Source organism: Orientia tsutsugamushi str. Boryong, assembly GCF_000063545.1.
In the GTDB taxonomy this organism is placed as follows: domain Bacteria; phylum Pseudomonadota; class Alphaproteobacteria; order Rickettsiales; family Rickettsiaceae; genus Orientia; species Orientia tsutsugamushi_C.
In genome coordinates, this window is record NC_009488.1 from 1,015,500 (window position 1) to 1,042,141 (window position 26,642).

Annotated in this window: 18 protein-coding genes, 1 tRNA gene and 10 pseudogenes; 20 read left to right on the top strand and 9 right to left on the bottom strand. The window is 28.6% G+C overall.

Going from position 1 to position 26,642, the window contains the following annotated elements; translation table 11 throughout:
• Positions 1 to 190: 190 nt before the first annotated feature.
• The 4 genes and pseudogenes from OTBS_RS04870 to OTBS_RS04885 all read left to right on the top strand — a co-directional run.
• On the top strand, positions 191 to 1,021 hold the full coding sequence (locus OTBS_RS04870) for a thioredoxin domain-containing protein (protein WP_011944747.1): 831 nt from the start codon (positions 191 to 193) through the stop codon (positions 1,019 to 1,021).
• Positions 1,022 to 1,530: 509 nt separating this feature from the next.
• Positions 1,531 to 1,989, top strand: a complete 459-nt coding sequence (locus OTBS_RS04875; RefSeq protein WP_232488924.1) for an IS630 transposase-related protein — start codon at positions 1,531 to 1,533, stop codon at positions 1,987 to 1,989.
• A gap of 1 nt (position 1,990) precedes the next feature.
• Positions 1,991 to 2,155 (top strand): hypothetical protein, encoded by a 165-nt coding sequence (locus tag OTBS_RS12100; RefSeq protein WP_232488925.1) that lies wholly within the window; start codon positions 1,991 to 1,993, stop codon positions 2,153 to 2,155.
• 701 nt (positions 2,156 to 2,856) lie between these two features.
• Positions 2,857 to 3,321: pseudogene (locus tag OTBS_RS04885) on the top strand (transposase); the annotation flags it as partial.
• A gap of 19 nt (positions 3,322 to 3,340) precedes the next feature.
• Here OTBS_RS04885 and OTBS_RS12110 read toward each other — a convergent pair.
• A pseudogene (locus OTBS_RS12110) lies at positions 3,341 to 4,165 on the bottom strand (IS5 family transposase).
• A 64-nt stretch (positions 4,166 to 4,229) separates the two neighbouring features.
• On the opposite strand from OTBS_RS12110, the pseudogene OTBS_RS12115 reads away from it, so the two are divergent.
• Positions 4,230 to 4,634, top strand: a pseudogene (locus OTBS_RS12115) (transposase); the annotation flags it as partial.
• A gap of 360 nt (positions 4,635 to 4,994) precedes the next feature.
• Here the strand turns inward: OTBS_RS12115 and secF are convergent.
• The 4 genes from secF to OTBS_RS04915 form a co-directional block, all read right to left on the bottom strand.
• Positions 4,995 to 5,921, bottom strand: a complete 927-nt coding sequence (gene secF / locus OTBS_RS04900) for a protein translocase subunit SecF (RefSeq protein ID WP_041621243.1) — start codon at positions 5,919 to 5,921, stop codon at positions 4,995 to 4,997.
• Between the two features lie 83 nt (positions 5,922 to 6,004).
• Entirely contained in the window at positions 6,005 to 8,674 is a 2,670-nt protein-coding gene (gene mutS, locus OTBS_RS04905; protein WP_011944749.1) for a DNA mismatch repair protein MutS, read from the bottom strand.
• 52 nt (positions 8,675 to 8,726) lie between these two features.
• Positions 8,727 to 10,259 (bottom strand): Npt1/Npt2 family nucleotide transporter, encoded by a 1,533-nt coding sequence (locus tag OTBS_RS04910; protein ID WP_011944750.1) that lies wholly within the window; start codon positions 10,257 to 10,259, stop codon positions 8,727 to 8,729.
• Between the two features lie 105 nt (positions 10,260 to 10,364).
• A tRNA-Arg gene (locus OTBS_RS04915) sits at positions 10,365 to 10,441 on the bottom strand.
• A gap of 182 nt (positions 10,442 to 10,623) precedes the next feature.
• Between OTBS_RS04915 and rsmI the strand changes: the two genes are divergently transcribed.
• The gene (gene rsmI, locus OTBS_RS04920) at positions 10,624 to 11,481 is read left to right on the top strand and encodes a 16S rRNA (cytidine(1402)-2'-O)-methyltransferase (protein ID WP_011944751.1); all 858 of its coding nucleotides are present in this window, start codon (positions 10,624 to 10,626) and stop codon (positions 11,479 to 11,481) included.
• Position 11,482: 1 nt separating this feature from the next.
• Here rsmI and serS read toward each other — a convergent pair whose 3' ends face one another.
• Both serS and tatC read right to left on the bottom strand, forming a co-directional pair.
• The gene (gene serS / locus OTBS_RS04925) at positions 11,483 to 12,772 is read right to left on the bottom strand and encodes a serine--tRNA ligase (RefSeq protein ID WP_011944752.1); all 1,290 of its coding nucleotides are present in this window, start codon (positions 12,770 to 12,772) and stop codon (positions 11,483 to 11,485) included.
• A complete protein-coding gene (gene tatC / locus OTBS_RS04930; protein WP_011944753.1) occupies positions 12,750 to 13,517 on the bottom strand; it encodes a twin-arginine translocase subunit TatC in 768 nt (255 codons plus the stop codon). Before tatC ends, serS begins: the two co-directional genes overlap by 23 nt.
• 145 nt (positions 13,518 to 13,662) lie before the next feature.
• On the opposite strand from tatC, the gene rsmG reads away from it, so the two are divergent.
• The 5 genes and pseudogenes from rsmG (at position 13,663) to OTBS_RS12120 (ending at position 17,609) form a co-directional block, all read left to right on the top strand.
• A complete protein-coding gene (gene rsmG, locus OTBS_RS04935; RefSeq protein WP_011944754.1) occupies positions 13,663 to 14,259 on the top strand; it encodes a 16S rRNA (guanine(527)-N(7))-methyltransferase RsmG in 597 nt (198 codons plus the stop codon).
• 6 nt (positions 14,260 to 14,265) lie between these two features.
• Complete coding sequence (locus OTBS_RS04940; RefSeq protein ID WP_011944755.1) at positions 14,266 to 15,063, top strand: ParA family protein; 798 nt, start codon at positions 14,266 to 14,268, stop codon at positions 15,061 to 15,063.
• 11 nt (positions 15,064 to 15,074) lie between these two features.
• Positions 15,075 to 15,956, top strand: coding sequence for a ParB/RepB/Spo0J family partition protein (locus OTBS_RS04945; RefSeq protein ID WP_011944756.1), 882 nt, complete (start codon positions 15,075 to 15,077; stop codon positions 15,954 to 15,956).
• 434 nt (positions 15,957 to 16,390) lie between these two features.
• A pseudogene (locus tag OTBS_RS17900) lies at positions 16,391 to 16,714 on the top strand (transposase); the annotation flags it as partial.
• A gap of 64 nt (positions 16,715 to 16,778) precedes the next feature.
• A pseudogene (locus tag OTBS_RS12120) lies at positions 16,779 to 17,609 on the top strand (IS5 family transposase).
• A gap of 516 nt (positions 17,610 to 18,125) precedes the next feature.
• On the opposite strand, the gene OTBS_RS04965 reads toward OTBS_RS12120, so the two are convergent.
• Positions 18,126 to 18,407: an NADH dehydrogenase ubiquinone Fe-S protein 4 gene (locus tag OTBS_RS04965; RefSeq protein ID WP_011944757.1), complete on the bottom strand. Its 282-nt coding sequence runs from the start codon at positions 18,405 to 18,407 to the stop codon at positions 18,126 to 18,128.
• Between the two features lie 53 nt (positions 18,408 to 18,460).
• Between OTBS_RS04965 and OTBS_RS04970 the strand changes: the two genes are divergently transcribed.
• Positions 18,461 to 18,700: an exodeoxyribonuclease VII small subunit gene (locus OTBS_RS04970; protein WP_011944758.1), complete on the top strand. Its 240-nt coding sequence runs from the start codon at positions 18,461 to 18,463 to the stop codon at positions 18,698 to 18,700.
• Between the two features lie 880 nt (positions 18,701 to 19,580).
• A protein-coding gene (locus OTBS_RS12125; RefSeq protein WP_157866377.1) for an IS5-like element ISOt6 family transposase occupies positions 19,581 to 20,404 on the top strand; the annotation gives its coding sequence in 2 pieces (ribosomal slippage) (positions 19,581 to 19,968 and positions 19,968 to 20,404; 825 coding nt in all).
• A gap of 296 nt (positions 20,405 to 20,700) precedes the next feature.
• Here the strand turns inward: OTBS_RS12125 and OTBS_RS04985 are convergent.
• Positions 20,701 to 21,308: pseudogene (locus OTBS_RS04985) on the bottom strand (IS982 family transposase); the annotation flags it as partial.
• Between the two features lie 160 nt (positions 21,309 to 21,468).
• On the opposite strand from OTBS_RS04985, the gene OTBS_RS04990 reads away from it, so the two are divergent.
• From OTBS_RS04990 to OTBS_RS18360, 7 genes and pseudogenes are all read left to right on the top strand, one after another.
• Positions 21,469 to 23,193, top strand: a complete 1,725-nt coding sequence (locus tag OTBS_RS04990) for a hypothetical protein (protein WP_011944759.1) — start codon at positions 21,469 to 21,471, stop codon at positions 23,191 to 23,193.
• A 221-nt stretch (positions 23,194 to 23,414) separates the two neighbouring features.
• Positions 23,415 to 23,960, top strand: a pseudogene (locus OTBS_RS18350) (ankyrin repeat domain-containing protein); the annotation flags it as partial.
• A gap of 96 nt (positions 23,961 to 24,056) precedes the next feature.
• Positions 24,057 to 24,287: an ankyrin repeat domain-containing protein gene (locus OTBS_RS18355; protein WP_410517966.1), complete on the top strand. Its 231-nt coding sequence runs from the start codon at positions 24,057 to 24,059 to the stop codon at positions 24,285 to 24,287.
• A 99-nt stretch (positions 24,288 to 24,386) separates the two neighbouring features.
• The gene (locus OTBS_RS05005; RefSeq protein ID WP_193777006.1) at positions 24,387 to 24,884 is read left to right on the top strand and encodes a hypothetical protein; all 498 of its coding nucleotides are present in this window, start codon (positions 24,387 to 24,389) and stop codon (positions 24,882 to 24,884) included.
• A 56-nt stretch (positions 24,885 to 24,940) separates the two neighbouring features.
• Positions 24,941 to 25,813, top strand: a pseudogene (locus OTBS_RS12135) (IS630 family transposase).
• Positions 25,814 to 25,834: 21 nt separating this feature from the next.
• A pseudogene (locus tag OTBS_RS14140) lies at positions 25,835 to 25,912 on the top strand (transposase family protein); the annotation flags it as partial.
• A 486-nt stretch (positions 25,913 to 26,398) separates the two neighbouring features.
• Positions 26,399 to 26,611, top strand: a pseudogene (locus tag OTBS_RS18360) (IS982 family transposase); the annotation flags it as partial.
• Between the last annotated feature and the right edge of the window lie 31 nt (positions 26,612 to 26,642).

A 26,642-nucleotide genomic window follows, 5' to 3' on the forward strand; every position in this document is an offset into this window, starting at 1 on the left:
CATCATTGTATAGTTTCGAAAGAAGTCTAATATAAAAATTGATTCACATATTATAGTGAATTATGTTATAACATGTACAATGTATACTTTAAGTAGTATATAGTTTTTTAGAGATATGAAGTGTGAATGGTAAACTGTAATAGATTACAAGAATCACTATATCTAACTCATATAAATATAAATACTAAATATGAAATACTTACACAGAAATTTCTATATATTAGCTGCAATCTGTTTAATAGCTGTATATCATGTATTTAGCAAGTCTGACAATTTAGTAGAACGTAATATAAGTTCTACTAATGATATTAATCAGCATGATAACTCTCAACAAATAGGCAATAATAATGTCCAACTTGCTACTACTTCTGAAGATCAAGACAACAATATTAATGAAGATAATAATATTTCTACTAATAATTCGAAAGAAACCATTAATTCAGTATTAAAAATCAATAAGTATGATATTGTACTAGGAAATAAAGACTCTAATATTAAGATTTTTGAATATTTTTCATATGCTTGTTATCATTGTGCTCGCTACCATGAAAAGATTTTTCCTACAATTAAGCATAAATTTATAGATACCAATAAAATAGCTTACATTACACGTGAGTTTATAACTTCAAAACAAGATTTAGATGGAGCAATGCTATCTAGATGTGGTGGGACATTAATGTGGAATAAGTTTCATACTACATTATTAGAGCAGCAAGATAAATGGGTGTTTAACAAAAATTACATGAATTGGCTGAAGGATATAGGAAAAATTGGAGGTATTACCGCAGATCAGTTTCTTAATTGTTTTAAAGATGAAATATTAGCTCAGCAGCTAATGCTTAATACTGTAAATATTAGTAAGTTTGAAATATTTGATGGAACTCCATGTATTATTGCTGTTATTAATGATGAACATATAATTAGAATAGAAAACGTTATTACAGAAATTTCAGACATAGTTGAAAAAGCAGCTAATTCTAAAGATAAGAAAAATGATATTACAGAAGCTCAAGAAAAGTAAAAATATGCTCGTATTTACTCATTAGCATTTGGTTTTTTAGAAAATAATAGTTTAAAAATATAGTAGTAAATAGAAAGATAGTTTTTTTAATATTTATATAGCTAAACACTATAAACGCCAATTTAGGATAAGAGAAAATATGAAAGGTAGTGAATAAAAGATATACAAGAGATAATGTATAATTATATATTATCTGTAGTGTCAATTAATAACAGTTTATTTATTGCTCATATTTCTACAAATATTCTTTCATAATACTATACTTAATAACCTGAACATTGACCATTGTAACACTTGTATATTATATATTTCTAATTGTTTCTTATCCTAAATTTGTATTTACAGACATGTGATTAATAAATAAACTGTTATTAATTGAAACTATATTTAAAGATATTACATAATATCTCTTATATACCTTTTTATTATGCCTTTCATACTTTTTCTTATCCTAAATTGGCGTTATAAAACAGTTATAATAAGTAAGATGTAATGAAAAAATAATTAGTATGACATATTCTATAGATTTTCGGAAAAAAGTGCTGAACATAAAGGAAAGAGAGAAAATTAGTTTTGAAAAAGTATCAAAACGTTTTTGGATAGGAAAAAATACAGTATTTGTATGGAGTAAAAACATATTGCCGTTAAAAAACAGAAACAGAGCTCCAACAAAAATCTCTATTGATAAACTAAAAGAAGATGTATCACAATATAGTGATGCATATCAATATGAAAGGGCTGAACGGCTAGGAGTAAGTAAGTCAGGTATACAAAAAGCATTAAAGAGATTAAATATTACATATAAAAAAAGCTATAAAACATTCGAAGGAAAAAAAGAAGAAAGATTAAAATTTCAGAATAAGATAAAAAGGTACAAAAACATAGGAAAAGTTGTCATCTTTACAGATGAGAGCAGTTTTGTTCCTAGTGCACTTCTAGAACTTACGTATATGCAGCAAGATACATGAGATGTTTACTGGTGTTCATAATTTGCATCTATCAAATAGAACTAATGTTATAGGAGCATTAGTAGATAAATTTCTGCTAACCGTATCAGTTTTTGACTGTAATGTTAATACTACTATTTTTAACTGTGTGATAGAACAGTATTTAATTCATAAAATTACCGAATAATTCTGTAGTTGTGATAGATAATGCAAATTTTCATAAACGTCCTCATTTAAAAACTATGATAGAATAATAATTTTTAAAATCCTTGCATGGAGACAAATAAAAATATATCAGTATTGTTAATAACTTAGCTAAGGATAACTTTCTATCTTTGTTTCTTGGGTTACTACTTAGTATTAATTTTTTTCTACTCTTGATGTATCTTGCAAAAATTATCTATTAAATAGTATACTGTTATGATACATTTTTTCATGCTGGGTTATTTCTTGTTTATTTAAATTTTCTTTGTAACTTAACATTATCTTTTTGTATATCTTTTATTCTATGACTTTCATACTTTACCTTATCCTATTCTGGAGTTTTAAGCAATGTTTACCTAAATGAAGTAGATAACATGTCAGAAAGAGCAAAGTATGTGAGTAAGCCAAGTAATTGGACTACACAGAGTATGTTAAATGGTCGATAATCTGATCGTACTAATTGATTGCTATAGAAAATAGAAGTGCTTAGAGAAAGTAATCAATATAAGGCAAGGCAAGAATTATTGAAAATAAAGATTTAACTAAACGAATAGAAGGCAAAAACAGTAGATTTAAAACTCCAGATTAGGATAAGTTGGAATATGAAATGTAGAGAATAAGAGGTATACAAAGAGAGAATGTTGAGTTATAAAAAAAATTTAAATAAACAAGGAATAACCCAACATGAAAAAATGTATTATAACAGTATACTATTTAATAGACAATTTTTACAAGATATATCAAGAGTGGGAGAGAAAGAGATTAATACCAAGTAGTAATCAAAGGAACAGAGATGGAAAGTTGTCCTTAGCTGAGTTATTAACAATAACGATATATTTTTATTTGTCTTCATGCAAGGATTTTAAAAATTATTATCTATATTACTTGCGTTATAAGTATAAAGAATACTTTTGTTTACCAAGTTATAGTAGAATAATACAACTGTGGCCTAGAATGTTGCTACCGCTAGCTGTATTAATGCCTTATCTGAAAGGAGAAGAGACTGGTATATATTACATCGATTCTACAAAGTTAGCAATTTGTCATAACAAACGCATTTCCAGTAATAGAGTTTTCAACAGAATTTCTAAAATTGGTAAGAGTAGTTATGGCTGGTTCTTAGGCTTTAAGCTACATATTATAATCAATAGACCTCTTTCGAAACTGGTTAAGGTAGTTCAAAATTATAAATGACAGAGATCAAATTAAATCTAAGACCGAATTCTTTTACGTCTATTTCGATATTTGTCAGCAATAATTTTGAACCGTTTTAGCATACCAATAACATTTTCATTGACAACTCTTTCTCCTGCTAACCTACGATTATTCTTTTTATCATTTTTAGTTAAAGGATTTTTCTTGCTTTTTTTCTTTGGTAATGCAGAATTATTGTGAATTTTTTGTATACTTTGATATCCTGTATCAGTAATCGCTTTAACCTTAGGATGGATAAGAATTTTGGATTCATTAAATAATCTAAAGTCATGTTTTTTACCGTTAGAAAAATCTGTGCATATTACTTGGTGCGTTTTCTTGTCTACCACTATTTGAGTTTTTAGTGTATGCCTTTTCTTCTTTTTTTGAATAATAGAATTTTTGTTTTTTTGAGTCTTTCTATAGGACTCTCAGTAGCATCAATCAAGACTACTTCATAATTCATATCACTCTTCATTAGAGTTTTACGACTTGAAAGAGCAAAGTTTTGGTGTTTAACTAAGGTGTTTTCTACCCATTTAACAGCTTTATATGCTGAACTTTCACTAATCCCATAGTTCTGACCTATATGAAAATAAGTACGGTATTCTCTAAGGTATTCTAAGGCCATCAATAACTGTTCCTCCAAATTGAGCTTATTTTTACGCCCTCCTTTTGATTTCTTAACACCATCAGCTTTCCTCAAAATATCCACCATCTTTGAGAATGTTCCCTTCCTTACTACTGTTAATCGACGAAATTTTTCATCCTTTAACTCTTTAATCTGATCTAATTTCATTATTACTTCAAATCAGATTTTTATAACACCATTTTACATCATTGTATAGTTTCGAAAGAAGTCTAATAATAAAAGCGAAATAATATCAGTTAAAATTACTAAAGGCAATAAAAGCGATCTATCTATAGCTTTAGTTATTTCTGAAGGCTTATCTGGTAAATTGTTTGGTGATAAAGCTTACATATCTAAAGAGTTATTTCATCAACTGTTGTCCAATGGTCTACGTTTATTTACTAATCTTCGCAAAGATATGAAAACATATTTATTGGACATAGATGATAAGCGTTTATTAAATAAACGTTCCTTAATTGAGTCTGTTTTTAATGTACTAAAAAAACATATGCATTTAGAGCATACTCGACATCGCTCTCCTATTAATTTCTTTGTTCATATAATTGCTTCTTATTCTATCTCCAAACTTAATCCCTATCTTATCTCCTCTTCTTTTTCTTCTCTCAACTTATCCTAAATTGGCGTTATTAATCTCTTTCTTTTCAACTCTTGATATATCTTGCAAAAATTATCTATTAAATAGTATACTGTTATAATACATTTTTTCATGTTTGGTTATTCCTTTTTTATTTAAATTTTCTTTTTAACTTAACATTCTTTCTTTGTATACCTTTTATTCACTACCTTTCATATTTTACCTTATCCTAAATTGGCGTTATTATACTCACCATAGGTCTGTTATGAATTTTAAAACTAATGTCCTTGCTTATATTTTTAAGCATAACAAAATTTCTGTTTCTTTTCCAAGTTTAAATTATCTTTCTCTTTCTTTGCCTTACCTGCGCTTTCTCAATTATATTAAACTCGTGTATATTAACTACAGCTTTTTTTGATGTTGAATATTAAACAGCATTAGTATTGGTGCTGAAACAAATATTGATGAGTAAGTTCCCACTATAATACCAATAAATACAAGAATACTGAAACTTTTAATAGCAGCTCCGCCAAATAATATTAGTGCTAAGTTTGCTAACAAAGTTGTAAATACAGTTAATATAGTTCTTGATAATGTTGCTCTAATACTGATATTGATTATGTCTTCAATAGGTTTACTAGAAATATTGTTTTTATTCATATTTTCCCTAATACGATCATATATAATAACTGAATCATTTACTGAATAACCAATAACTGTCAGTAAAGCTGCTACACTACTTAAATCAAATTCAAGGCCACTAATACTCATAAATCCCATAGACAATATAGCATCATGCATAATTGCAACTAATATACCTACACCAAATTGCCATTTAAAACGAATCCATACATATATAGCGATTCCAACAAGAGCTAGAGCTAAAGCTTTAATACTAGACTTAACTAAATATCTACTTACCTGTGGTCCAATAAAACTAGTTTTTCTTAACGTAACTTTACAATTGAGTTGTGTTTCTAGAATGCTTTTTACTTTGTTAGTTATTAAGCCAATATTATTATTATCTTGAGATTTGTTTGCTATTTTAATTGAGAAAACATCTTCAGCTCCAAAATTATGTATAGATAATTTACCAAGATCTGCATTATTTAAAGCTGATCGAATTGAGCTTAGTTGCTGTAGAGGAGATATTTTAACCTCTAAATTTATTCCACCAATAAAGCTAGTGCTAAGGTTAAGCTTAAAAATTAATAGACTAGCTATACTAAATATAATTAGTAGAATTGAAACTACATAATTTAGCTTTCTTAGTCTAATAAAGTCAATGTTTATCTTACTAAGTATTAGTTCGAGTGATAAAGCAGGCATTTTAACTCCAAAATATTTTATATTATCTATCCGCAATATTCTTTAACATATCAGTTAATATTAATTTAAGTCAACATTATAGGTCATATCATTTTTTCATCTTCTTCTAATAAGATTGTGTTTTTAATTTTATAAATTATACTTAAGGCTTCTTTAGGGGTTAGTTGGTCAGGATTAAGTTGTTTTATAATTTCTATTGTTTTAACAGGATAAGGTGGTACAGCTATATCTATACTTTTTGTAATGTTGTTGTTAGATTGATTGATATTTACTTTATTGTGTTCAAGCTCTAGTAATATTTCCTTAGCTCTATTAAGTACTATCCTAGGTAAGCCAGCAAGTTCTGCAACATGTATTCCGTAAGATTTATTTGCTGCTCCTTCAATAATCTTGTATAAAAATGATAATTTATCATTTGAGTCATGAATTTTAACAGTAAAATTTTTTAATGACAGTAATTTTGATGCAAGATCTACTAATTCATGGTAGTGAGTCGCAAACAAACATCGACAGCGAATGTTAGAATGAATATATTCAAGACAAGACCATGCAATTGAAATGCCGTCATAAGTAGAAGTACCTCGACCAATTTCATCTAATATTACAAGCGACATAAATGTGGATTGAGCTAGAATCACAGATGTTTCCACCATTTCAACCATAAAAGTAGACTGTCCACTAGCAAGATCATCTGCTGCTCCAATACGACTAAATAACTTATCAACCACACCAATTTGAGCAGATTGAGCTGGAACATAGCAACCTATCTGAGCAAGTATTACAATTATTGCATTCTGTCGCAAAAATGTGCTTTTACCTGCCATATTTGGACCAGTAATTAACCATATTCGTTGATCGTTTTGTAAATTACAGTCATTACTAATAAAACTTTCATGCTTTTTTGTTATTAATTTTTCAATTACAGCATGTCTGCCATCAACAATATTGAAGGCTAAATCACTTGTTATCTCTGGTCTGCAGTAATTATATTCATGTGATATATAAGCAAAATTACAAAATACATCTATTAAACTAATACTTTTTGCTAAGTGACTTAATTTTTCAGACTTTAAAGATATAGCTTTACATAGCTCAGCTAAAATCTCTTGTTCAAGAGCTGCTGCCATTGTCTTAGCATTTAGCATTTTAGCTTCTAAAGTCTGTAATTCAGTAGTGGTAAATCGAACAGCAGTAGTAGTAGTTTGCTTATGTACAAATTTTGAATCAGTAATTTTATGAGCATTCTTACTACTAACCTCAATAAACATTCCCCAAACATTATTATGACAGATTTTTAATGTCTCAATGCATGTTTCTTGACGATATTGTAACTTTAATTGTTCAATAAAGTTAGAACTGTTGTGAATTAAATTTCGTAATTCTTCCAACTTAGTGCTATAACTACTTTTAATAAATCCACAATCATTAGCACTATTGGATAAATCATCTAACAAAGCTGAGTCTAGTAGCTCATATAATTCATTATCTCCGAATAATGGATTATAAATTTCCTCTAGGTATTTAGGGGTATTTCCTTCTTCTAAAACTTTATTTAACTCTTTTTTAATGCTTAATGCTATCTTTAAAGATATTTTTATAGATTCCAAGTCTTTAGGTAGTGCTTTTGCTATTAATATTCTGCTTAGTGCTCGTTCTATATCTGGTACCAACTTAACAAGTTGTCTTAAATTTTCAACTAACTGTAAATTTTGGTAAAAGAAATCCGTTATTTGTAATCTTGAGTTAATCAAGTTAACTTCTGCTAAAGGCGTTGACAAAAACTTATGTAATAACCTACCACCTTGATTTGTTACTGTAGCATCAATTATTGATAATAAACTACCTTTAAAATTTCCGCTTAAAGTAGATGTTAGCTCTAAATTTTTTCTTGCTGAAGCATCAATTAACATGAAGTTTTCATAACTTACTATCTGTGGAAACGGTAACTTAGATTTACTATGCTTTTGCATAATGCTAAGATACTCAAGAATAGCTCCTACTGCTGATACTTGAGTACTATTAAGACTACCAATAGAATCAATTGTAATAATTTCGTAATAATTTTGAATAACTCTTTGAGCTTTATTAAATGAAAAATAACTTTCTACTTGGTATACTATTTTTTGCTTATAGTTATCAAATAAAGCCAATAAACCTGAATTATGCTGTAAAGATTCTGATAAAATTATTTCTTTAGGATTTATTCTTGATAATTCACTGGTTAAATTATGTATTGCAACATCGATAACTATAAATTCTGCAGTGCTAACATCACAATATCCTATAGATGCTATATCTTTATGAATAACAATTGCTGCTAAATAATTAGGAACGTTAGCTTTAATTAAACTTTCTTCAGTTATAGTACCAGAAGTGATAATTCTTACGACTTCTCTTTTTACTACAGCTTTATATCCATTTCTTTTTTTAGCTTCTTCTGGCGATTCTAACTGCTCACATAATGCTACTTTATGCTCTTGTTCAACTAATCTTGGTAAATAAGACTCTAAGGCATGATATGGTATTCCGCACATTGGTAAATCTTGACCAGCATGTTTGCCTTTTTTAGCTAAAATAAGACCTAGTAACTTACTCACAACAATAGCATCATCAAAAAACAATTCGTAAAAGTCTCCTACACGAAATAAGAGAATACAGCATTGATGTGTAAATTTTATATCAAGATATTGCTGCAACATTGGTGTTGCCTGATGATATTGATACTTATTTCTAAAATCTTCTTTAGTAAGCATTATTAAACAGTAATTTTAGGAAATAATATTAATTATATAACTAAAAAGTTATTTATTTTTTATTATTAGCTACTAGTAAAATATAATCTTTATATAAGAATTTTACATTTAATATCCAAATTATACATACAATAATAAAGAATATAGTTAAGAATATAATAATATCATCATATTTTATAGATGGCATAATTGAAAAAATTGCAAACTGCATAATGCTACTAACTGCTTTACCTATTTTAGCTCCAGCAACTTCAACTGCTGCTTTGCCTTTAGTTTTCATTTCATCATTAAGAGGAATATAAGCCATTTCCTTTGTAGCATCAAATACTGAGTATTTTACTCCTTTAGCTAAAACATTTTGTATAGTTCCAATTAATACAATAATATATAATGTAGACATACCATCTTTTATTATTGATACAAGATAATTTTCAAATGCAATACTGCTAAAAAAACATGTACCAATAACTAAAATTATTACTGGTGTAATAACTGCTCCCCAGTACCATCCTAAATAACAGATTATACTACAACTTAAGAATGAACATATTATTGAACTTATTCCTGTATAAATAAGAGTTGTACCTTGATATGCCATAAATTGCTCGGTAGTAGAATATAACTCTTGAGTCTTAGACATCCATACTCCTTCTATAATATTTATTACAATACTATAAGAGATAATCATACAACAAATTCGCCACAAATAGCTCGATGATAGAATTACTTTTATGCTTTCTTTAAAATTCATTTTGGAGTATTCATTACTGCTTGAGCGTATACTATTATTTTTGAGTGAGTGTATTATGTAAGTTTCTATCAAACGATGTAATAACAATATGATAATTGTTGATAGAATAACAATTATCATTAATGATTTTATCGATAATTCATCTTTACTTAGCTCGCTACCAAACCATTTTGTTAAAATATGATTTTCCCTAGAAAAATATACCACTATATTACCAGATATAAGTAAATTAGATTGCCCAAATAAAGTAAGGAATGGATAAAAATGACCAGCCTCTTCAGTAGTAGTAATTTTATTAGCTAACTGCCAATAAAGTAATGAAAAAACTACAATTGGCCATAACTCACCTATGATGTAAAATAATACATCGCCCCAATGTCCCCACATTTTTATAAACCATTTAAAGTGAGGAAATTGTAATATATATAGTTCAACAGTTTCAGGATTTGGATAAAATAAAGTATGATTTGGCAAAATGATAAAACTATAAGATGCAAAGAATAGTAAAAAAGATAGAACTATAATTCTAAACACTTTTTCAGCTGTAACTACATTGCATAATTTTGAGTAAAAAATGATAAACAGAAATCCAATTGGCATTTCTCCCCAAAACTTTATGAAACTAATTGACTCTGCTCCAATTTGAGTTGTTACAATAGTATTTTTAATAGCTCTAACAACATTTTGATTTAATAGAACAGCAAACATTAATAAAGCCATTAAAATGAATTTCATTAGTTCTGGCGACCTAATTGGCCATAATATTTGTCGTAATTTGCTATTACGTAGCTTTTGAAGATAAGATAGTCCTAAATTTGATTGTATATAAAACATAACATTTTCTTTTGAAGGCTATCAAGCTGCAAAATGCTTATTAATTTTATTGTGTAGTGATGTAGATGTTTTGTAACTTTATGGAGTCAAGAAAATAACACTTTTTGGTGCACCCGATTGGATTTGAACCAACAACCTTTGCCTTCGGAGGGCAATACTCTATCCAGTTAAGCTACGAGTGCTTAATTTTAATATCTGCACCAACCCAATAATTACTAATAATCTACTTGTGATTTTTGACATCAAAGACATTATATTAATAAGCATCTTTTATTGCAACTACTTCATAATTCTTTTAGGTAAAGTTATTGAAAATCATTGAATTAATTATTTAATTTTGTATTAACTTAATTTTTATTTAAGCATGCCCTATAAACCTGGATTATATATTGTTTCTACTCCTATTGGTAACTTTAAAGATATTACACTTAGAGCGCTAGAAGTATTGCAATGTTCGAGCTATATATTATGCGAAGATACTAGAAAATCAAAAAAACTACTAGCAGAATATAATATTAGCAAGAAAATGATATTATATAATGACTATAGCACACTTAAAACTAGAGAATATATAAAGCATCTTATTACTAATAAGGAAGTAGTTAGCATAATTTCTGATGCAGGTACACCTTTAATATCAGATCCTGGTTATAAACTTGTAAAGTTTCTTCAGGAGAATGATTGCTATGTTGATATAATTCCTGGAGCTTGTTCTGTTATTGCTGCATTAACAATTTCAGGTATGTCAACAGATAAATTTATATTTTTAGGATTTTTGCCTAAAACTACTACTGCTAAAGAGAAGCTTCTAAAAACTCTATATAACTCTAACTTAACCATTATCATGCTTGAAACCGCTAAGCGATTACTTTCATCTCTTAGCAGCATATTAAAAATTTTAGGTGACATTGAAATCTGTGTTGCACGCGAGTTAACAAAAATTCATCAAGAAGTAAAAAGAATGAAAGCTAATGCAATGATTCAATATTATCAGAATAATATAGCAAAAGGAGAAATAGTATTACTAATTTCTCAGCAATCTATAACAAAATCTGATATTGAGCAAGTAACATGTTCAATAGAAGACAGAATATTTAAACTTATCAATCAGAATTCTACAACAAAAGACATTGTAAATTTAATTTATAATACTAGCAACAAACTTTATAATAAATCTGATTTATACAAGATGGTAACTAAAATAAAGAACAATTTACAGTAAATCAAAATACTGTTTCTGTTAAAGGTGTAATCAGTTTCTGCCCTCCCATGTAATTCCTAAGCTTTTCAGGAATGGTAACTGATCCATCTGGATTTTGATAATTTTCTAGAATAGCAATTATAGTTCTGCCAACAGCAAGTCCAGATCCATTGATTGTATGTAGAAAATTAACTTTTTTAGAGCAAAGTTCTCTATATTTACTTAGTGATCTTCTAGCTTGAAAAGAACTAAAATGTGAACAGCTTGAAATTTCTCTATAACAATTTTGTGCTGGTAACCACACTTCAAGATCATATGTTTTATGAGCTGCAAATCCTATATCCCCGCTACATAATAACACTACTCTATATGGTAAACATAATTTTTTTAGAATTGTTTCAGCAGCAGTAGTAAGATACTCAAATTCTCTATTTGATTCTTCAGGTGTAGCGATAGTAAAAAGTTCTACTTTACCAAATTGATGCATTCGCAACATACCTTTAACGTCTTTGCCAGCGCTTCCTACTTCTGATCTAAAGCAAGGAGTAAACGCTACCAATCTTATTGGTAATTTTTCTTCTAATAAAGTAGTATTAGCAAAAATATTCGTTAATGGCACTTCTGCAGTAGGTATCAATCTATATCCAGTTGTAGTCTCAAATGATGCATCAGCAAATTTAGGTAGTTGGCCAACATTATACATAGCATGGTCCTTAACTAAGCATGGCGGAGAAACTTCAAAAAAATTAAACTCAGTAGTATGTACATCAATCATAAAATTGATTAAAGCTCTTTCAAGTTTCGCAAGATCATGTTTTAAAATTACAAACCTACTGCCTGACATCTTAGTAGCTGTATTAAAATCGATCATTCCTAAATTTTTTCCAATTTCATAATGATGTTTAGGGAATTTGATATTTTGAATTGTGCCACATTCTTTAAGCACTTTATTCATATCACTATTGGTACCATAGGGTACATCATCAGCTACTAAATTAGGAAGGTTATCCATAATCTCAGATAACCTTTTTTCATGATGCAATAATGAAGTTTCTAATTCAGTTATCTTTTGATTGATCAGCTTAACATCGTTTTGTATTTCTTCAAAATCAGTACTTGATTTGTCATAAATATGTGCTACACTGTTAGATTTTTCTTTTCTTTCATGCTGTAATTTCTGAATTAGAGATATTAATGTTCTTTTTTCTGAATCAATATGTATTATTGATTTAGATACTGAATCAATTCCTCGTTTGCTTAGTGATTCATCAAGTTTATCTGGGTTTGCTCTAATCCATTTTATGTCCAGCATTTGTCCTCAATTTTAAAATTTTACATATTATTATAGAAGCCTCATATAACAAAATCAATGGAGTTGCAAGAGCAAACTGACTGAGAATATCTGGTGGAGTTAATATAGCAGCTATTATAAAGTTTAATACTATAGCTATTCTTCGTTTTTGTATTAATGTAGATATTGAAATAATATTCAATACATTTAATGTTATTAGTATTAATGGTAATTCAAAAGAAATTCCAAATGCTAGACTAAATTGAATTAATAAAGTTAAATATTCACTCATTCTTGCTTCTAAAACTATTGGAAGTTCATTTTCTTTTAGCGACTCAAATCCTAAAAAAAAATGACACGCATTAGGTATAACAAAATAAAAGACAAATAAGTTTCCAATATAAAATAATATTGGCGACATAAACATTAAAATTTTAAAATAGATTTTTTCAGATTTATACAATCCTGGCGCAATAAACAAATAAATTTGTGCTGATAATATTGGAATAATAATTAGAAATCCTGTGTAAAATGACAACTGCAAATAAGTAAAAAAACCCTCTGCTAAACCAGTATATATTATTCTATGATTCTGATCTGGTAAGATATTTTTGAGTGGAATAGTCAAAAAATGATATATATTTTTGCTATAGTAGTAACTTATTCCACAAGCTAAAAAAAAACAAATTAGTACTTTTAGTATTCTAACCTTAAGTTCAGCTAAATGTTCACCAAGTGTATAAGTTTTAGAGTTCATAGTTTGCATTAACTTTAACTATTGTATATGAGATTATAACAAAGTGATTTATAAATAATGTTTCACGTGAAACATTATTTATAATATGATATTCATTATAATTTCTAGAAAATAACTTTGCCATTAATTAATAGATAATTTTAGTAACATAAATATGCTTCAGCAAATATATGATTTTTTAAATATTAATTATAATGTTTCACGTGAAACATTTAATAAATTTAAAGAGTATTATTCTCTATTAAGCAAATGGAATTCAACAATTAATTTAGTTTCAGCAACTACTTTACAAAATTTTTGGCAAAGGCACATTTTTGACTCTATACAATTATTAAATTATATTCATAATAAAGATATTATTGTTGCAGATTTAGGTAGTGGAGCTGGATTCCCTGGAGTAGTACTATCTATATCAGGAATAAAAAATGTAATATTAATAGAATCTGATAGTCGCAAAGCTGCTTTTTTACTACAAGCAGCTCAATTATCTGATCAAAAAATTGAAATTATAAATGATAGAATACAAAATCTAAAGGTAAAATGTGATCTTGTTACTGTAAGAGCATTAGCAAATTTAAGTACAATATTGTCACATACAAAGCAATTCACTGTTAAAGACAAATATTTAATTTTAAAAGGTAAGAATTATCAGCATGAGATCACTCAAGCATTATTACATAATAAATTTAACTATACGCTATATCAAAGTTGTACTGATGATAGTTCATGGATACTAGAAATTAGAATATAACAATCAATGAGTTACAACGCACAAATTATAGTTATTGTTAATCAAAAAGGTGGTGTAGGTAAAACTACTACTGCTACTAACTTAGCTACAGCATTTGCTGCCACAGGAAAAAAAACGCTTCTTGTTGACCTAGATCCTCAAGGAAATGTAGGAATAGGATTTGGAATAAATAAGCTTAGTACTGATAAAAGTATATATCAGGTTTTCGTTAACCATAACATTAATATTCCTGAGCAAGCATACAATATTGTTCAGTCATTAATAACACCAACTATAGTACCTAACTTAGATATAATAATTTCAAATATGGATCTTAGTGCTACTGAAATTGAACTCGTTTCCCAAGAAGCAAAAGAATCAAAGTTGAAATCCGCTCTTAGTAATATTCAATCTCAATATGATTATATAATAGTTGACTGTTTACCTTCACTTGGATTACTAACTTTAAATGCTTTAATGGCAGCTACTCAGGTAATTATTCCTATGCAATGTGAATTTTTAGCTTTAGTAGGGTTAAGCCAACTGTTAAAGATTATTGATAGGTTTAAAAAAAATTTTAACCCTAATCTAAAAATTCAAGGTATATTATTAACCATGCATGATAGAAGAAATAAATTAACTTTACAAGTTGAAGAGGATGTCAGAAAGCATCTAGAAGATCTAGTATTTAAGACTGTCATTCCAAGAAATGTAAGAATATCAGAGGCTCCATCTTTTGGTAAACCAGTAATCTTATACGATCATAAATGTTTAGGATCTATAGCATACATGCACTTAGCTAAGGAAATATTAGGTAACAACTAATGGATATATAAATGCGTACATCTAAAACTAGAGGATTAGGAAGAGGATTATCAGCTTTACTAAATGATAATATTAGCAGTTCTTCCAGTACTATTTCTCAAAACGATTCTGTTAGTATTTTAAATATAAATCAGTTAACTGTTAATCCATATCAACCACGTAAATCTTTTGATCATGATAGTTTAGTTGAGCTATCTGAATCAATACTAGTTCATGGTATAATACAGCCAATCATTGTTAACAAAACTGAAGATCAAAGCAAATATATTATAATTGCTGGAGAACGTAGGTGGAGAGCAGCAAAAATTGCAAATTTAATCGAAGTACCAGTTGTTATTAGAGATATTGATAATGATCAGGTGCTACAAGTTGCACTAATTGAAAATATTCAAAGACAAAAATTAAATATTATTGAAGAAGCTGAAGGATACTTAAAGTTAATTGAAGAGTTCAATTTTACTCAAGATAGCCTAAGTAAAATTTTAGGTAAAAGTCGTAGCCATATTGCTAATGTATTAAGGCTCAACAGTTTACCTATACCGGTAAAAGATAGTCTAATTCAAGGCAAAATTACTATGGGACATGCTAGAACTCTTATTGGACATGAAGATGCTATTAAAATTGCTGAAACTATTATTAAGCAAAACTTAAATGTTCGACAAACAGAAAAATACATAAAAAAACTAACTAATCCAAACAAGTTAGACAAATATAATCACGTAATTAAGTATTCCACTAGCTCAGAATTAGATGAATTAAGTATACTTACACAAAATCTATCACAGAGATTAAATACAAAAGTTTTCATTGAAAACTCAAATCATGGAGGGAAAATAACTATTTTTTTTTCTAACCTGGAAAAATTAGACAATATTTTATCTAGAATAAAGTAATTATGTGATGTTAACAAACATCTAACTTAGTAAAAACGCAGTTTGATATAGCTAAACCACTATCAAACAGTTATGTTATATACTTTTTGAAAAGAGTGTCTAAGTCACAGTGATATTTTATTCTTCTTGATTTAGCTTGAAAGCATTTTTTTAATAGGATTTAAATCATGTAGGTAAATACTCTAATAACGGCAATTTAGGATAAGTGACAATATGGAAGGTAGTGAAAAAAGGTATACAAAGTGAGAATGTTGAGTTATAAAAAAATTTAAATAAACAAGGAATAACCCAACATGAAAAAATGTATTATAACAGTATACTATTTAATAGACAATTTTTGCAAGATATATCAAGAGTGGGAGAGAAAGAGATTAATACCAAGTAATAATCAAAGAAACTGAGATGGGAAGTTGTCCTTAGCTGAGTTATTAACAATAGCGATATATTTTTATTTATCTCCATGCAAGGATTGTAAAAATTATTATCTATATTACTTGAGTTATAAGTATAAAGGATACTTTTGCTTACCAAGCTATAGTAGAATAATACAACTGTGGCCTAGAATGTTGCTACCATTAGTCGTATTAATGCATTATCTGAAAGGAGAAGAGGCTGGTATATATTACATCGATGCTACAAAGTTAACAATTTGTCATAATAAACGTACCTCCAGCAATAGAGTTTTTAACAAAATTTCTAAAATTGGTAAAAGTAGTTATGGCTGGTTCTTAGTTTTCAAGCTTCATCTTATAATCAATAGACTTCTTTTGAAACTAGAGAATGATGTAGAATAGTGTTATAAAGATCTGATTTGAGGTAATAATGAAATTCGATCAGATTAAAGAGTTGAAGGATGAAAAATTTAGTCGATTAACAGGAGTAAGGAAGGGAACATTTTCAAAGATGGTGAATATTTTGAGGAAAGCTGATGGTCTTAAGAAATCAAAAGGTGGGCGTAAAAATAAGCCTAATTTGGAGGAACAGTTGCTGGATTGGCATTAGAATACCTTAGAGAATATCGTACTTATTTCCATATAGGTCAGAACTATGGGATTAGTGAAAGTTGAGCATATAAAGCTGTAAAATGGGTAGAAGACACCCTAGTTAAACACCTAAACTTTGCTCTTCCAGGTCGTAAAGCTATAATGAAGAGTGATATGAATTATGAATATGAAGTAGTCTTGATTGATGCTACTGAGACTCATATAGAAAGACATAAAAAAACAAAAATTCTATTATTCAGGAAAGAAGAAAAGGCATACACTAAAAACTCAAATAGTGGTAAACAAGAAAACGCACCAAGTAATATGTACAGATTTTTCTAACGGTAAAAAACATAACTTTAGATTATTTAAGGAATCCAAAATTCTTATTCATCCTAAAGTTAAAGCGATTACTGATACAGGATATCAAGGTATACAAAAAATTCACAATAATTCTGAATTGCCAAAGAAAAAAAGCAAGAAAAATCCTTTAACTAAAAATGATAAAAAGAATAATCGTAGGTTAGCATGAGAAAGAGTTGTCAATGAAAACGTTATTGCTATGCTAAAACGGTTCAAGATTATTGCTGACAAATATCGAAATAGACGTAAAAGATTCGTTCTTAGTTTTAATTTGATCTCTGGTATTTATAATTTTGAACTACGTTAACCAGTTTCGAAAGAAGTCTATTATTACTTCAAATCAGATTTTTATAACACCATTTTACATCATTGTATAGTTTCGAAAGAAGTTTAATAAAAGACGAGTAAGTTCATTTATCAACCAAAGTAAAGGTGCAATATATAACTGGTTTAATAGAATGGGAGGAAAACGTAAGATGAATTGGAAAAGACTAACCGAGATACTTAAAAGAGTAAATTTTCCTAAAATTGGAAAGATTGTCTCAATGTTCTAGACAACAAATAAGGCATAATGCTTATCTTATTTTTGAGAGCCGGATGCGGTAATTCTGCAAGTCCGGTTCTGAGGAGGGACCTAATTGAGCAATTGGTTAGGTCTACTCACATAGATTTAATTTGACCTCTGGCATTTATAATTTTGAACTACATTAACCAGTTTCGACAGAGGTCTAATATTAAATCCCATAAAATCAAAACCTTCATTAATATGAAGTATCCTGTCGCATACATATAGCTGTAACTCTTGCCTATACCAATTTGAATATTACTTAAAATTTTCTGTATAGCTTTTTACAATTAATTTTCTGCGCTTTGGAGTGATTAATTCATAATTCAGATAATTATTAAGACAGAATTTTATTGCACTTAATTTATTTTTAAAGTAAATTTTTGTTGAAGCATATGGGTTAGTAGTGCCTGTCCATCCTAAAGTTGTATCAATAAATCTGTTTTTTTTCTCTTCACAAGAAAAATCTACTGTCCAGAGCTTACTAGTTGGTCCTGATTGAGTTGGTAATTTAGATAATTGATAAATTCTGACTTGCATACTTAATATTAATAATGTTAAACTAAAACCTATAGTCTAAATTATAATTATCTATGAATAAAGAAAAAGTTATTGATGAAATGAGTTTTGAAGAAGCGCTAAATGAACTCGAAAAAATAGTTAAAATGATAGATTCTGGGCAAGAAAAGCTAGAAGATATTATTAAAGCTTTTGAAAGGGGAGCAGCGCTAAAAAAGCACTGTGAACAAAAATTAAATGAAGCTAAGTTTAGAATTGAAAAAGTTGTTTACGATAATGCTAATAATATAAGCAGTACAGAAGTAAAACTGTAAGCATATTAATTTAGATTTAATCTTACATTATTTAGTGACACGCTGAAAATTGTTTAGAAGTTTTATAAAATGAAAATTTTGTAGAATGTAATTTTGTAATCCTTATAGGTCTATTTTTCTCTTTGATCTATTCCAAGTTCATTAATAAATACTATCTTATTTTTTAGAATTATCTTAATTTTTTCTGATGAGTATGATACAGCCATATTTTTATCTTATTTTATATTTTGCTTTTCTCTCATAACGTAACTTCCTTTTTGATGTATGCTATATGGTTATTTACAATGAGGTTTGAAAATAGAGAGAAGCGATAATAGATTCATAGATTTAGCAAATTGAGTAATTTGATTTCTAATCCACATCTTCATATCAGCACAAAAGTTTTCTATCGGATTTAAATCTAGAGAATAATGTAGCAGAAAAATAACTTTACAACCAAACAGATTCCTATAACTATTTTATCGCCTCTTTCTATGCTCAAACCTCATGTAAATGACTATATATGCACCTAATTTTTTTTGTACTGAGGAAAAAATTTGTTTATGGTAGAGCGATAATTTTTTAGAAGTTTATACAAGAGATATTACACAACTTAAAATTGTTTTTAATTCTTGTCCTATTTTCAACTTCAATGAAACCAGCTTTTCTTAGTTCAGCTAAGCATTGTCTAACACTTCCTTGACAAACCTACAACTCATTTTCAAAAGAGCAATAACTGTATTGTAATTCCTCTCTATCATTATTGTAATAGATCTGTAGTTTATATACTATCAATGATAAAAGCTGTTTAGATGTTTTGATTAATGCTTTTCTATTAGACTTCTTTTGAAACTAGAGAATGATGTAGAATAGTGTTATAAAGATCTGATTTGAAGTAATAATGAAATTAGATCAGATTAAAGAGTTAAAGGATGAAAAATTTCGTCGATTAACAGGAGTAAGGAAGGGAACATTCTCAAAGATGGTGGATATTTTGAGGAAAGCTGATGGTGTTAAGAAATCAAAAGTAGGGCGTAAAAATAAGCTCAATTTGGAGGAACAGTTATTGATGGTCTTAGAATACCTTAGAGAATACCGTACTTATTTTCATATAGGTCAGAACTATGGGATTAGTGAAAGTTCAGCATATAAAGCTGTAAAATGGGTAGAAGACACCTTAGTTAAACACCCAAACTTTGCTCTTCCAGGTCGTAAAGCTCTAATGAATAGCGATATGAATTATGAAGTAGTCTTGATTGATGCTACTGAGAGTCCAATAGAAAGACCCAAAAAAAACAAAAATTCTATTATTCAGGAAAGAAGAAAAGGCATACACTAAAGACTCAAATAGTGGTAGACAAGAAAACACGCCAAGTAATATGTACAGATTTTTCTAACGGTAAAAAACATGACTTTAGATTATTTAAGGAATCCAAAATTCTTATCCACCCTAAGATTAAAGCGATTACTGATACAGGATATCAAGGTATACAAAAAATTCACAATAATTCTGCATTACCAAAGAAAAAAAGCAAAAAAAATCCTTTAACTAAAAATGATAAAAAGAATAATCGTAGGTTAGCAGGAGAAAGAGTTGTCAATGAAAACGTTATTGCTATGCTAAAACGGTTCAAAATTATTGCTGACAAATATCGAAATAGACGTAAAAGATTCGGTCTTAGATTTAATTTGATCTCTGGCATTTATAATTTTGAACTACCTTAACCAGTTTCGAAAGAGGTCTATTATCTCCAGTTAGCTTTCTTCATTCTACTGAAATAAAATTTCCAATAAACTGATAAAAGACAGTTGCATTATTGCGAATGTTATTATTGGCAATTTTGCAATTAGTAATTGTGAAATTGCGTACCATATGTGTCATTTTTAATCTCAGAAATATCAGATATAGCAAGTAGTTCAGACGCTTTTTGCGAGAAAACACACGTTTTATACCACAAAATATATAGCGTTTAATAGCTAATACTTAACATATAAGCCTCTGAAAGGCTTATAACGCCAAATTAGGATAAGGGAAAGTATGAAAAACGTAATGAAAAAGGTCTACAAAACGTCAATTTAGGATAATGAGTCAGGAGAAGAAGAAGGATAGGATGGGGATTAAGTTTAGAGATAGAATAACTAACAAGAGAAGCAATTATATGAACAAAGAAATTAAGAGGAGAACAGTGTCTAGTATGCTCTAAATGCATATGTTTTTTTAGTACATTAAAGACAGACTCAATTAAAGAACGTTTATTTAATAACCGCTTATCTTGTATGTCCAATAAATATGTTTTCATATCTTTACGAAGATTAGTAAATAAACGTAGACCATTGGTCAGCAGTTGATGAAATAACTCTTTAGATATGTAAGCTTTATCACCAAACAATTTACCAGATAAGCATTTAGAAAAAACTGAAGATACAGATAGGGTGCTTTTATTACATTTAGTAAATTTAACTAACATTTTATTTCACCTTTATTATTAATTACAAGATGAAGCTTAAAGCCTAAGAACCAGCTATAACTACTCTTACCAATTTTAGAAATTCTGTTGAAAACTCTATTACTGGAAATGCGTTTGTTATGACAAATTGCTAACTTTGTAGAATCGATGTAATATATACCTTTCAATATTTAAGACTACTGTGTTGTTATAAGCCTTTCAGAGTGTTAAATTTCGAGTATAGCTACAAAATTGCTATATTTACGCGGCATAAAAACGTGGTTTTGGATAGCGAAAATCGCCTGAACCCCCTGCCATATCTGACATTTTTGGAGGTTAGAAATGGCGCAAGATTTGCGTAATTTTGCAAGCAATAATTGTAAAATTGCTAATAATAACAGTAGCAATAATGCAACTGTCTTTTATCGTTTTATTGGAAATTTTGTTCCAGCAGAATGGAAAGATCTGATTGGAGATAATGCTAAAGCTTTAAGCAAAACATCTAAACAGCTTTTATCATTGATAGTATATAGACTACATATCTATTACAACAAAGATATAGATGAATTACAGGAAAGTTATTACTTTTTTGAAAAGGAGTTAAACCTTCGTTACCGCAGAGTTAGGCAATGCTTAGTTGAATTAAGAAATGCAGGTTTTATTAAAGTTGAAAATAGAACAATAATTAAAGGCAATCTCAAGGTACGTAATATTCTTTGTGTAAAACTTCTAAAAAATTTTCAGCGTTTCACTGAAAAAGAAAAAAAAGAAGAAAAAGTTGTCCTTCTACAACAAAAAAATTTTCACATCAATTTGCAAGAATTTGCAGGTGAACCTGCAAAAAATTGCAGCTACATATATAGATATAATAATAATAAAAAAAATAATAATAGATCTAGATCTACTGAAGATAAGTTAGTAGAGAATGATCAAAATGAAAATGAAGATCAACAGCAAAATTTGAAGTTTAAATATACGGAATCTGATGATTTTATAGAAATTGAGTTAGTGGAAAATGAAAAAGAAGATCAACTGCAACAACAGAATTTGAATTTTTATGAGCTTAGTGATTTTAGTAATAAAAAGCCATCAAACAAGGATTATGAGCAAAACAGTAAGTTAGCAACTCCAGCTATTATCGATAATTCAGAGGTTGAAAAGAATGAATGCTGCCCCAAAAGAAAAAGACTAGCAGATTATTATCCACTAACACCAGAAGATGCAGTTATACTGCAACGTATGTCTAGTAGAAGCTTCAACATATACTTCATAAATCAATTACTGTTGAAGTTATCAAATAAATATTTACTCCGTCATTTTGTAAATAAGATAGCAGTGCTAAGCTATATGGCAAAAGCGTTAGCAAATGAATTGCTAACTACTGATCAGGCTAATAGTGGAAATTTTAGATTTAATGACGTAGGAAGATTTAAAGAACAGTATCTAGCAAACATTGAATCTGGTACAGACCGTAGTATGAAGGCTCAGTTGAAGCGTAAAATAGCTGGAGTTTTTGAAGCAGATACTGCTTATCAAGTTTTAACATCTTGTGATTTTGGAGCAGCAGTTAAAAACAAATATTACATCAAGTTGATTAAGAATATTTCACTGTCAGATCATATTAAATTCAAGATACTACAAGAGGTACGAGCTGTGCATGGCAACGATATTGAGCAGTTGCAAGTTATACCATTTGATGAATCAAAACAAGTTACCAATAGCACAACTGAGTATCAAAAAACAACAGTTTTACAGCAACAAATAAGCGATGAAGATTACCTTTCAGAACTTAGTAAAGAGCTAGGTTCTAACTCTATATTGTTCAAAGTACGAAAATACATACTTCAACATTACGAATATGAGCAAGTTATTGATAAACTATGGTTTAGTAAATTAGAAGTTGTAAATGAAGATAATGTTAATAAAAAGATATTCATTAAGGCTCTAACAAGCTTTGCAAATAGCTATATCAAATCAAATTATAAGCACATTCTAGAGCATGCTTTTGAAGCTCATGGGTTTTCGTTTGAATTAGTTGAGTTTGTAGATAGTAGGCTTAATGATTAATAGCAGTGAAATACAAAGTTCTACTCAGAATAAAATTATATGGTGCTTCATTTATTTTTTTGTTATATTGTAAGTTATATGATAATCCTTTAACAGATTGCGAAGGTTCAAAAAGGTGAAAATTCATGAATAATTATTTATCGTTCTATACTTTGCTGCTAAGTAAAGCTGTACTGAAGGTTATATTACAATAGTGATAGTATAATTTCAGGAGTAAAATGATGGCTGAATCTAAGACTAAATATGCTTTGCATCGTGCTATTAAAGATGGTGATATTGAAAAAGTGAAGCATCTTATTAATAATGATAGTACACTTGTCAATTCAAAATATAAAGACGGTATTACAGCTTTATCTGTTGCTTTAAAATATAAGAATCTACCTATTGCTAAGGTTTTGCTGAACAATGGAGCTGACATCAATGCAAAAAATAATAGTGGACACACGGCTTTGCATATAGCTTTGCATATGTCTATTATTCCTGATGGTGGTAATTATAATGGTAAAAATATTGCAGATTCTATCGGGATTTTAACACAGCATGAGACTAATAACCACAGTGTAAATGACGATATAAATGCAATTATCAAGTTTTTAATAAAGAATGGTGCTAATACAAATGTAAAAGACAATGTTGATCAAACTCCATTACATTGTACAGCAAATTCTTTTATTAACAACCTAGATATTGTACAGCTTCTACTTGATCATGATGCTGATCCAAATATGCAGAATGTGCATGGTCTAACTCCTTTACATTTTGTTGTTGACACAATTCAAGTATATTATGATTTTTTCGAAAAATATTCTGTCTATTGCAATGATCATATAGCATTACTGTTAAAATATAATGCTGATGTAAATATCGAAGATAATCAAGGTAATACACCTTTATCTGATGCTGTTGAATGCAAATGTGCAGAACCTTTAGAAATTATGCTAAAACATAATTCTACTAGTATTAATAAAAAATATGATGAAGGAGAAACACTACTACATATTGCTGTTCGCGATGAAAGCATAGATGTTATACAGCTTTTGATTGATTATGGAGCTGATATTGATGCAAAAGATGATAAGGGGCATGACTCCTAAAGATTATGCTGATGGAAAGCGGTAATACAGATGTATTCGCTATTCTAACGCAACAATCGGTTCCATGGTATTAGTTTTCAACAGACAGCTAATATGTTAATGCTAAAAAGAGAAGTTAATATGAATGTTTTGAAATCACTTTTACAACCGTGTTATGCTGTAATAGCATCTGTTGTATTATTTTTACCATCAATATGTACAGCAAATAATATAAACTCAGCTATATTATTTTTTCCATCTGCACATGTAGTGAATGATAATATAAAAATTGATTCTTCGCCATTTTACATAAAATTGTCAGCAGGTATTGTTAATACAAATCGTATATTAGAGGCAGGATTAGGTTACAGGCTAAATCGACATAGAATGGATATAAGACTAGGGTTTATGACTAATATCCTTAAAGCATATAATTTTGTCCAAGGAAATTATTATTATAATATAATTACTGGTAATATAGGATCAATTTTTGCTACAGGTGGCATAATGTCAGTTTTCAAGGAAGGTATTAGAGGAGAGTTAGGAGTTGGCATTGCAGTAGACTTATATGGTATATATTATACAGACATTGAATTTGGTGGTATAGCACTAACGTAGAAAATAGGTACATAATATGCTAATATGTAAAGAGTATAAATAATAATAGATAAATAATGGCAAGAAGTTACAGTTACGATTTAAGAATGAAGCTATTCAAAGCTCTAGATGATGGACTATCAATTGTTAAAGCATGAAAATATTCAATATAATATAAGTCGTAATACGATATATAGATGGAAACATCTTAAATGCGAAACAGGAGATATTAAAGCAAAACCTTATGGCCCCAGCAAAAGGTTATAATGCAAAAATAGATCTCAAAGAATTTGAGGGGTTAATTATCAATCATCATGATAAAACAGCTAAAGAATTAAGTATTATACTAGGTAATAGATTACAAAAAACTAGAATAAATTATTATAGAAAACCTAGTAGATACACTTATAAAAAAACTCACCTTCATTCCAAAAGGGATATTGGGTTAAGGAATGAATTTATAGAGAAGACAAAGCAAATTTCTAAAGAAAATCTAGTATTCATTGATGAGTCATGAATAGAGGATAATGCTTGTATAGAATATGGATGGAGTATAAAGGGTACTAGATGTTATGGGCATTAAAGCTTATCAACATAAATCCAGGGTCAGTATGATAGCAGGGCTTTGTAATAATCAAATTATAGCACCAGTAATATTTGAAGGAAATTGTAATAAAGCAATATTTACAACTTATGTAGAGACTATATTAATCAAAAAATTGCGCCTTGGTCAAATAGTAACTATGGATAATATCAACTTCCATAAGAATAATATAATTAAAGTATTAATAGAATTGGTTGGCTGCAGTATTCTATTCTTACCTACATATAGTCCAGATTTAAATCCTATAGAACATTATTGGTTTAAGATTAAGAACGAAATAAGAAAAGTTACTGCTCAATTCAAAGATATTAGCATTGCTGTAGAACACGTAATGAAGTTTTTCTGATTGTACCTATTTCCTGCGTTATTGCTATACCTTAGAGAATACCGTACTTATTTTCATATAGGTCAGAACTATGGGATTAGTGAAAGTTCAGCATATAAACGCCAGATTAGGATAAGGGAAAGCATGAAAAGCATAATGTAAAAGGTCTGCAAAAGATAATGTGCAATTATAATTATGCAATATATTTAAATATAATTTCAATTAATAACGGTTTATTTATTGCTTATATTTCTACAAGTATTAGTTCATAATACTATACTTAATAACCTAAACATTGCCCATTGTAACACTTGTATATTATCTCTTTCTAACTGTTTCTTATTCTAAATTTGCATTTGCAGACATGTGAGCAATAAATAAACCATTATTAATTGAAATTATATTTAAATATATTGCATAATTTAATTGTACATTATCTTTTGCAGACCTTTTACATTATGCTTTTCATGCTTTCCATTATCCTAATCTGGCGTTATAAACGCCAATTTAGGATAAGGAAAAATATGAAAAGTAGTGAATAAAAGGTATACAAAGAGAGGATGTTGAGTTAAAAAGAAAATTTAAATAAAAAAAGAATAACGCAACATGAAAAAATGTATTATAACAGTATACTATTTAATAGATAATTTTTGCAAGATATATCAAGAGTGGGAAAGAAAGAGATTAATACCAAGTAGCAATCAAAGGAACAGAGATGGAAAGTTGTCCTTAGCTGAGTTATTAACAATAGTGATATATTTTTATTTGTCTCCATGCAAGGATTTTAAAAATTATTATCTACGCCAGATTAGGATAAGGGAAAGTATGAAAAGCATAATGAAAAAGGTCT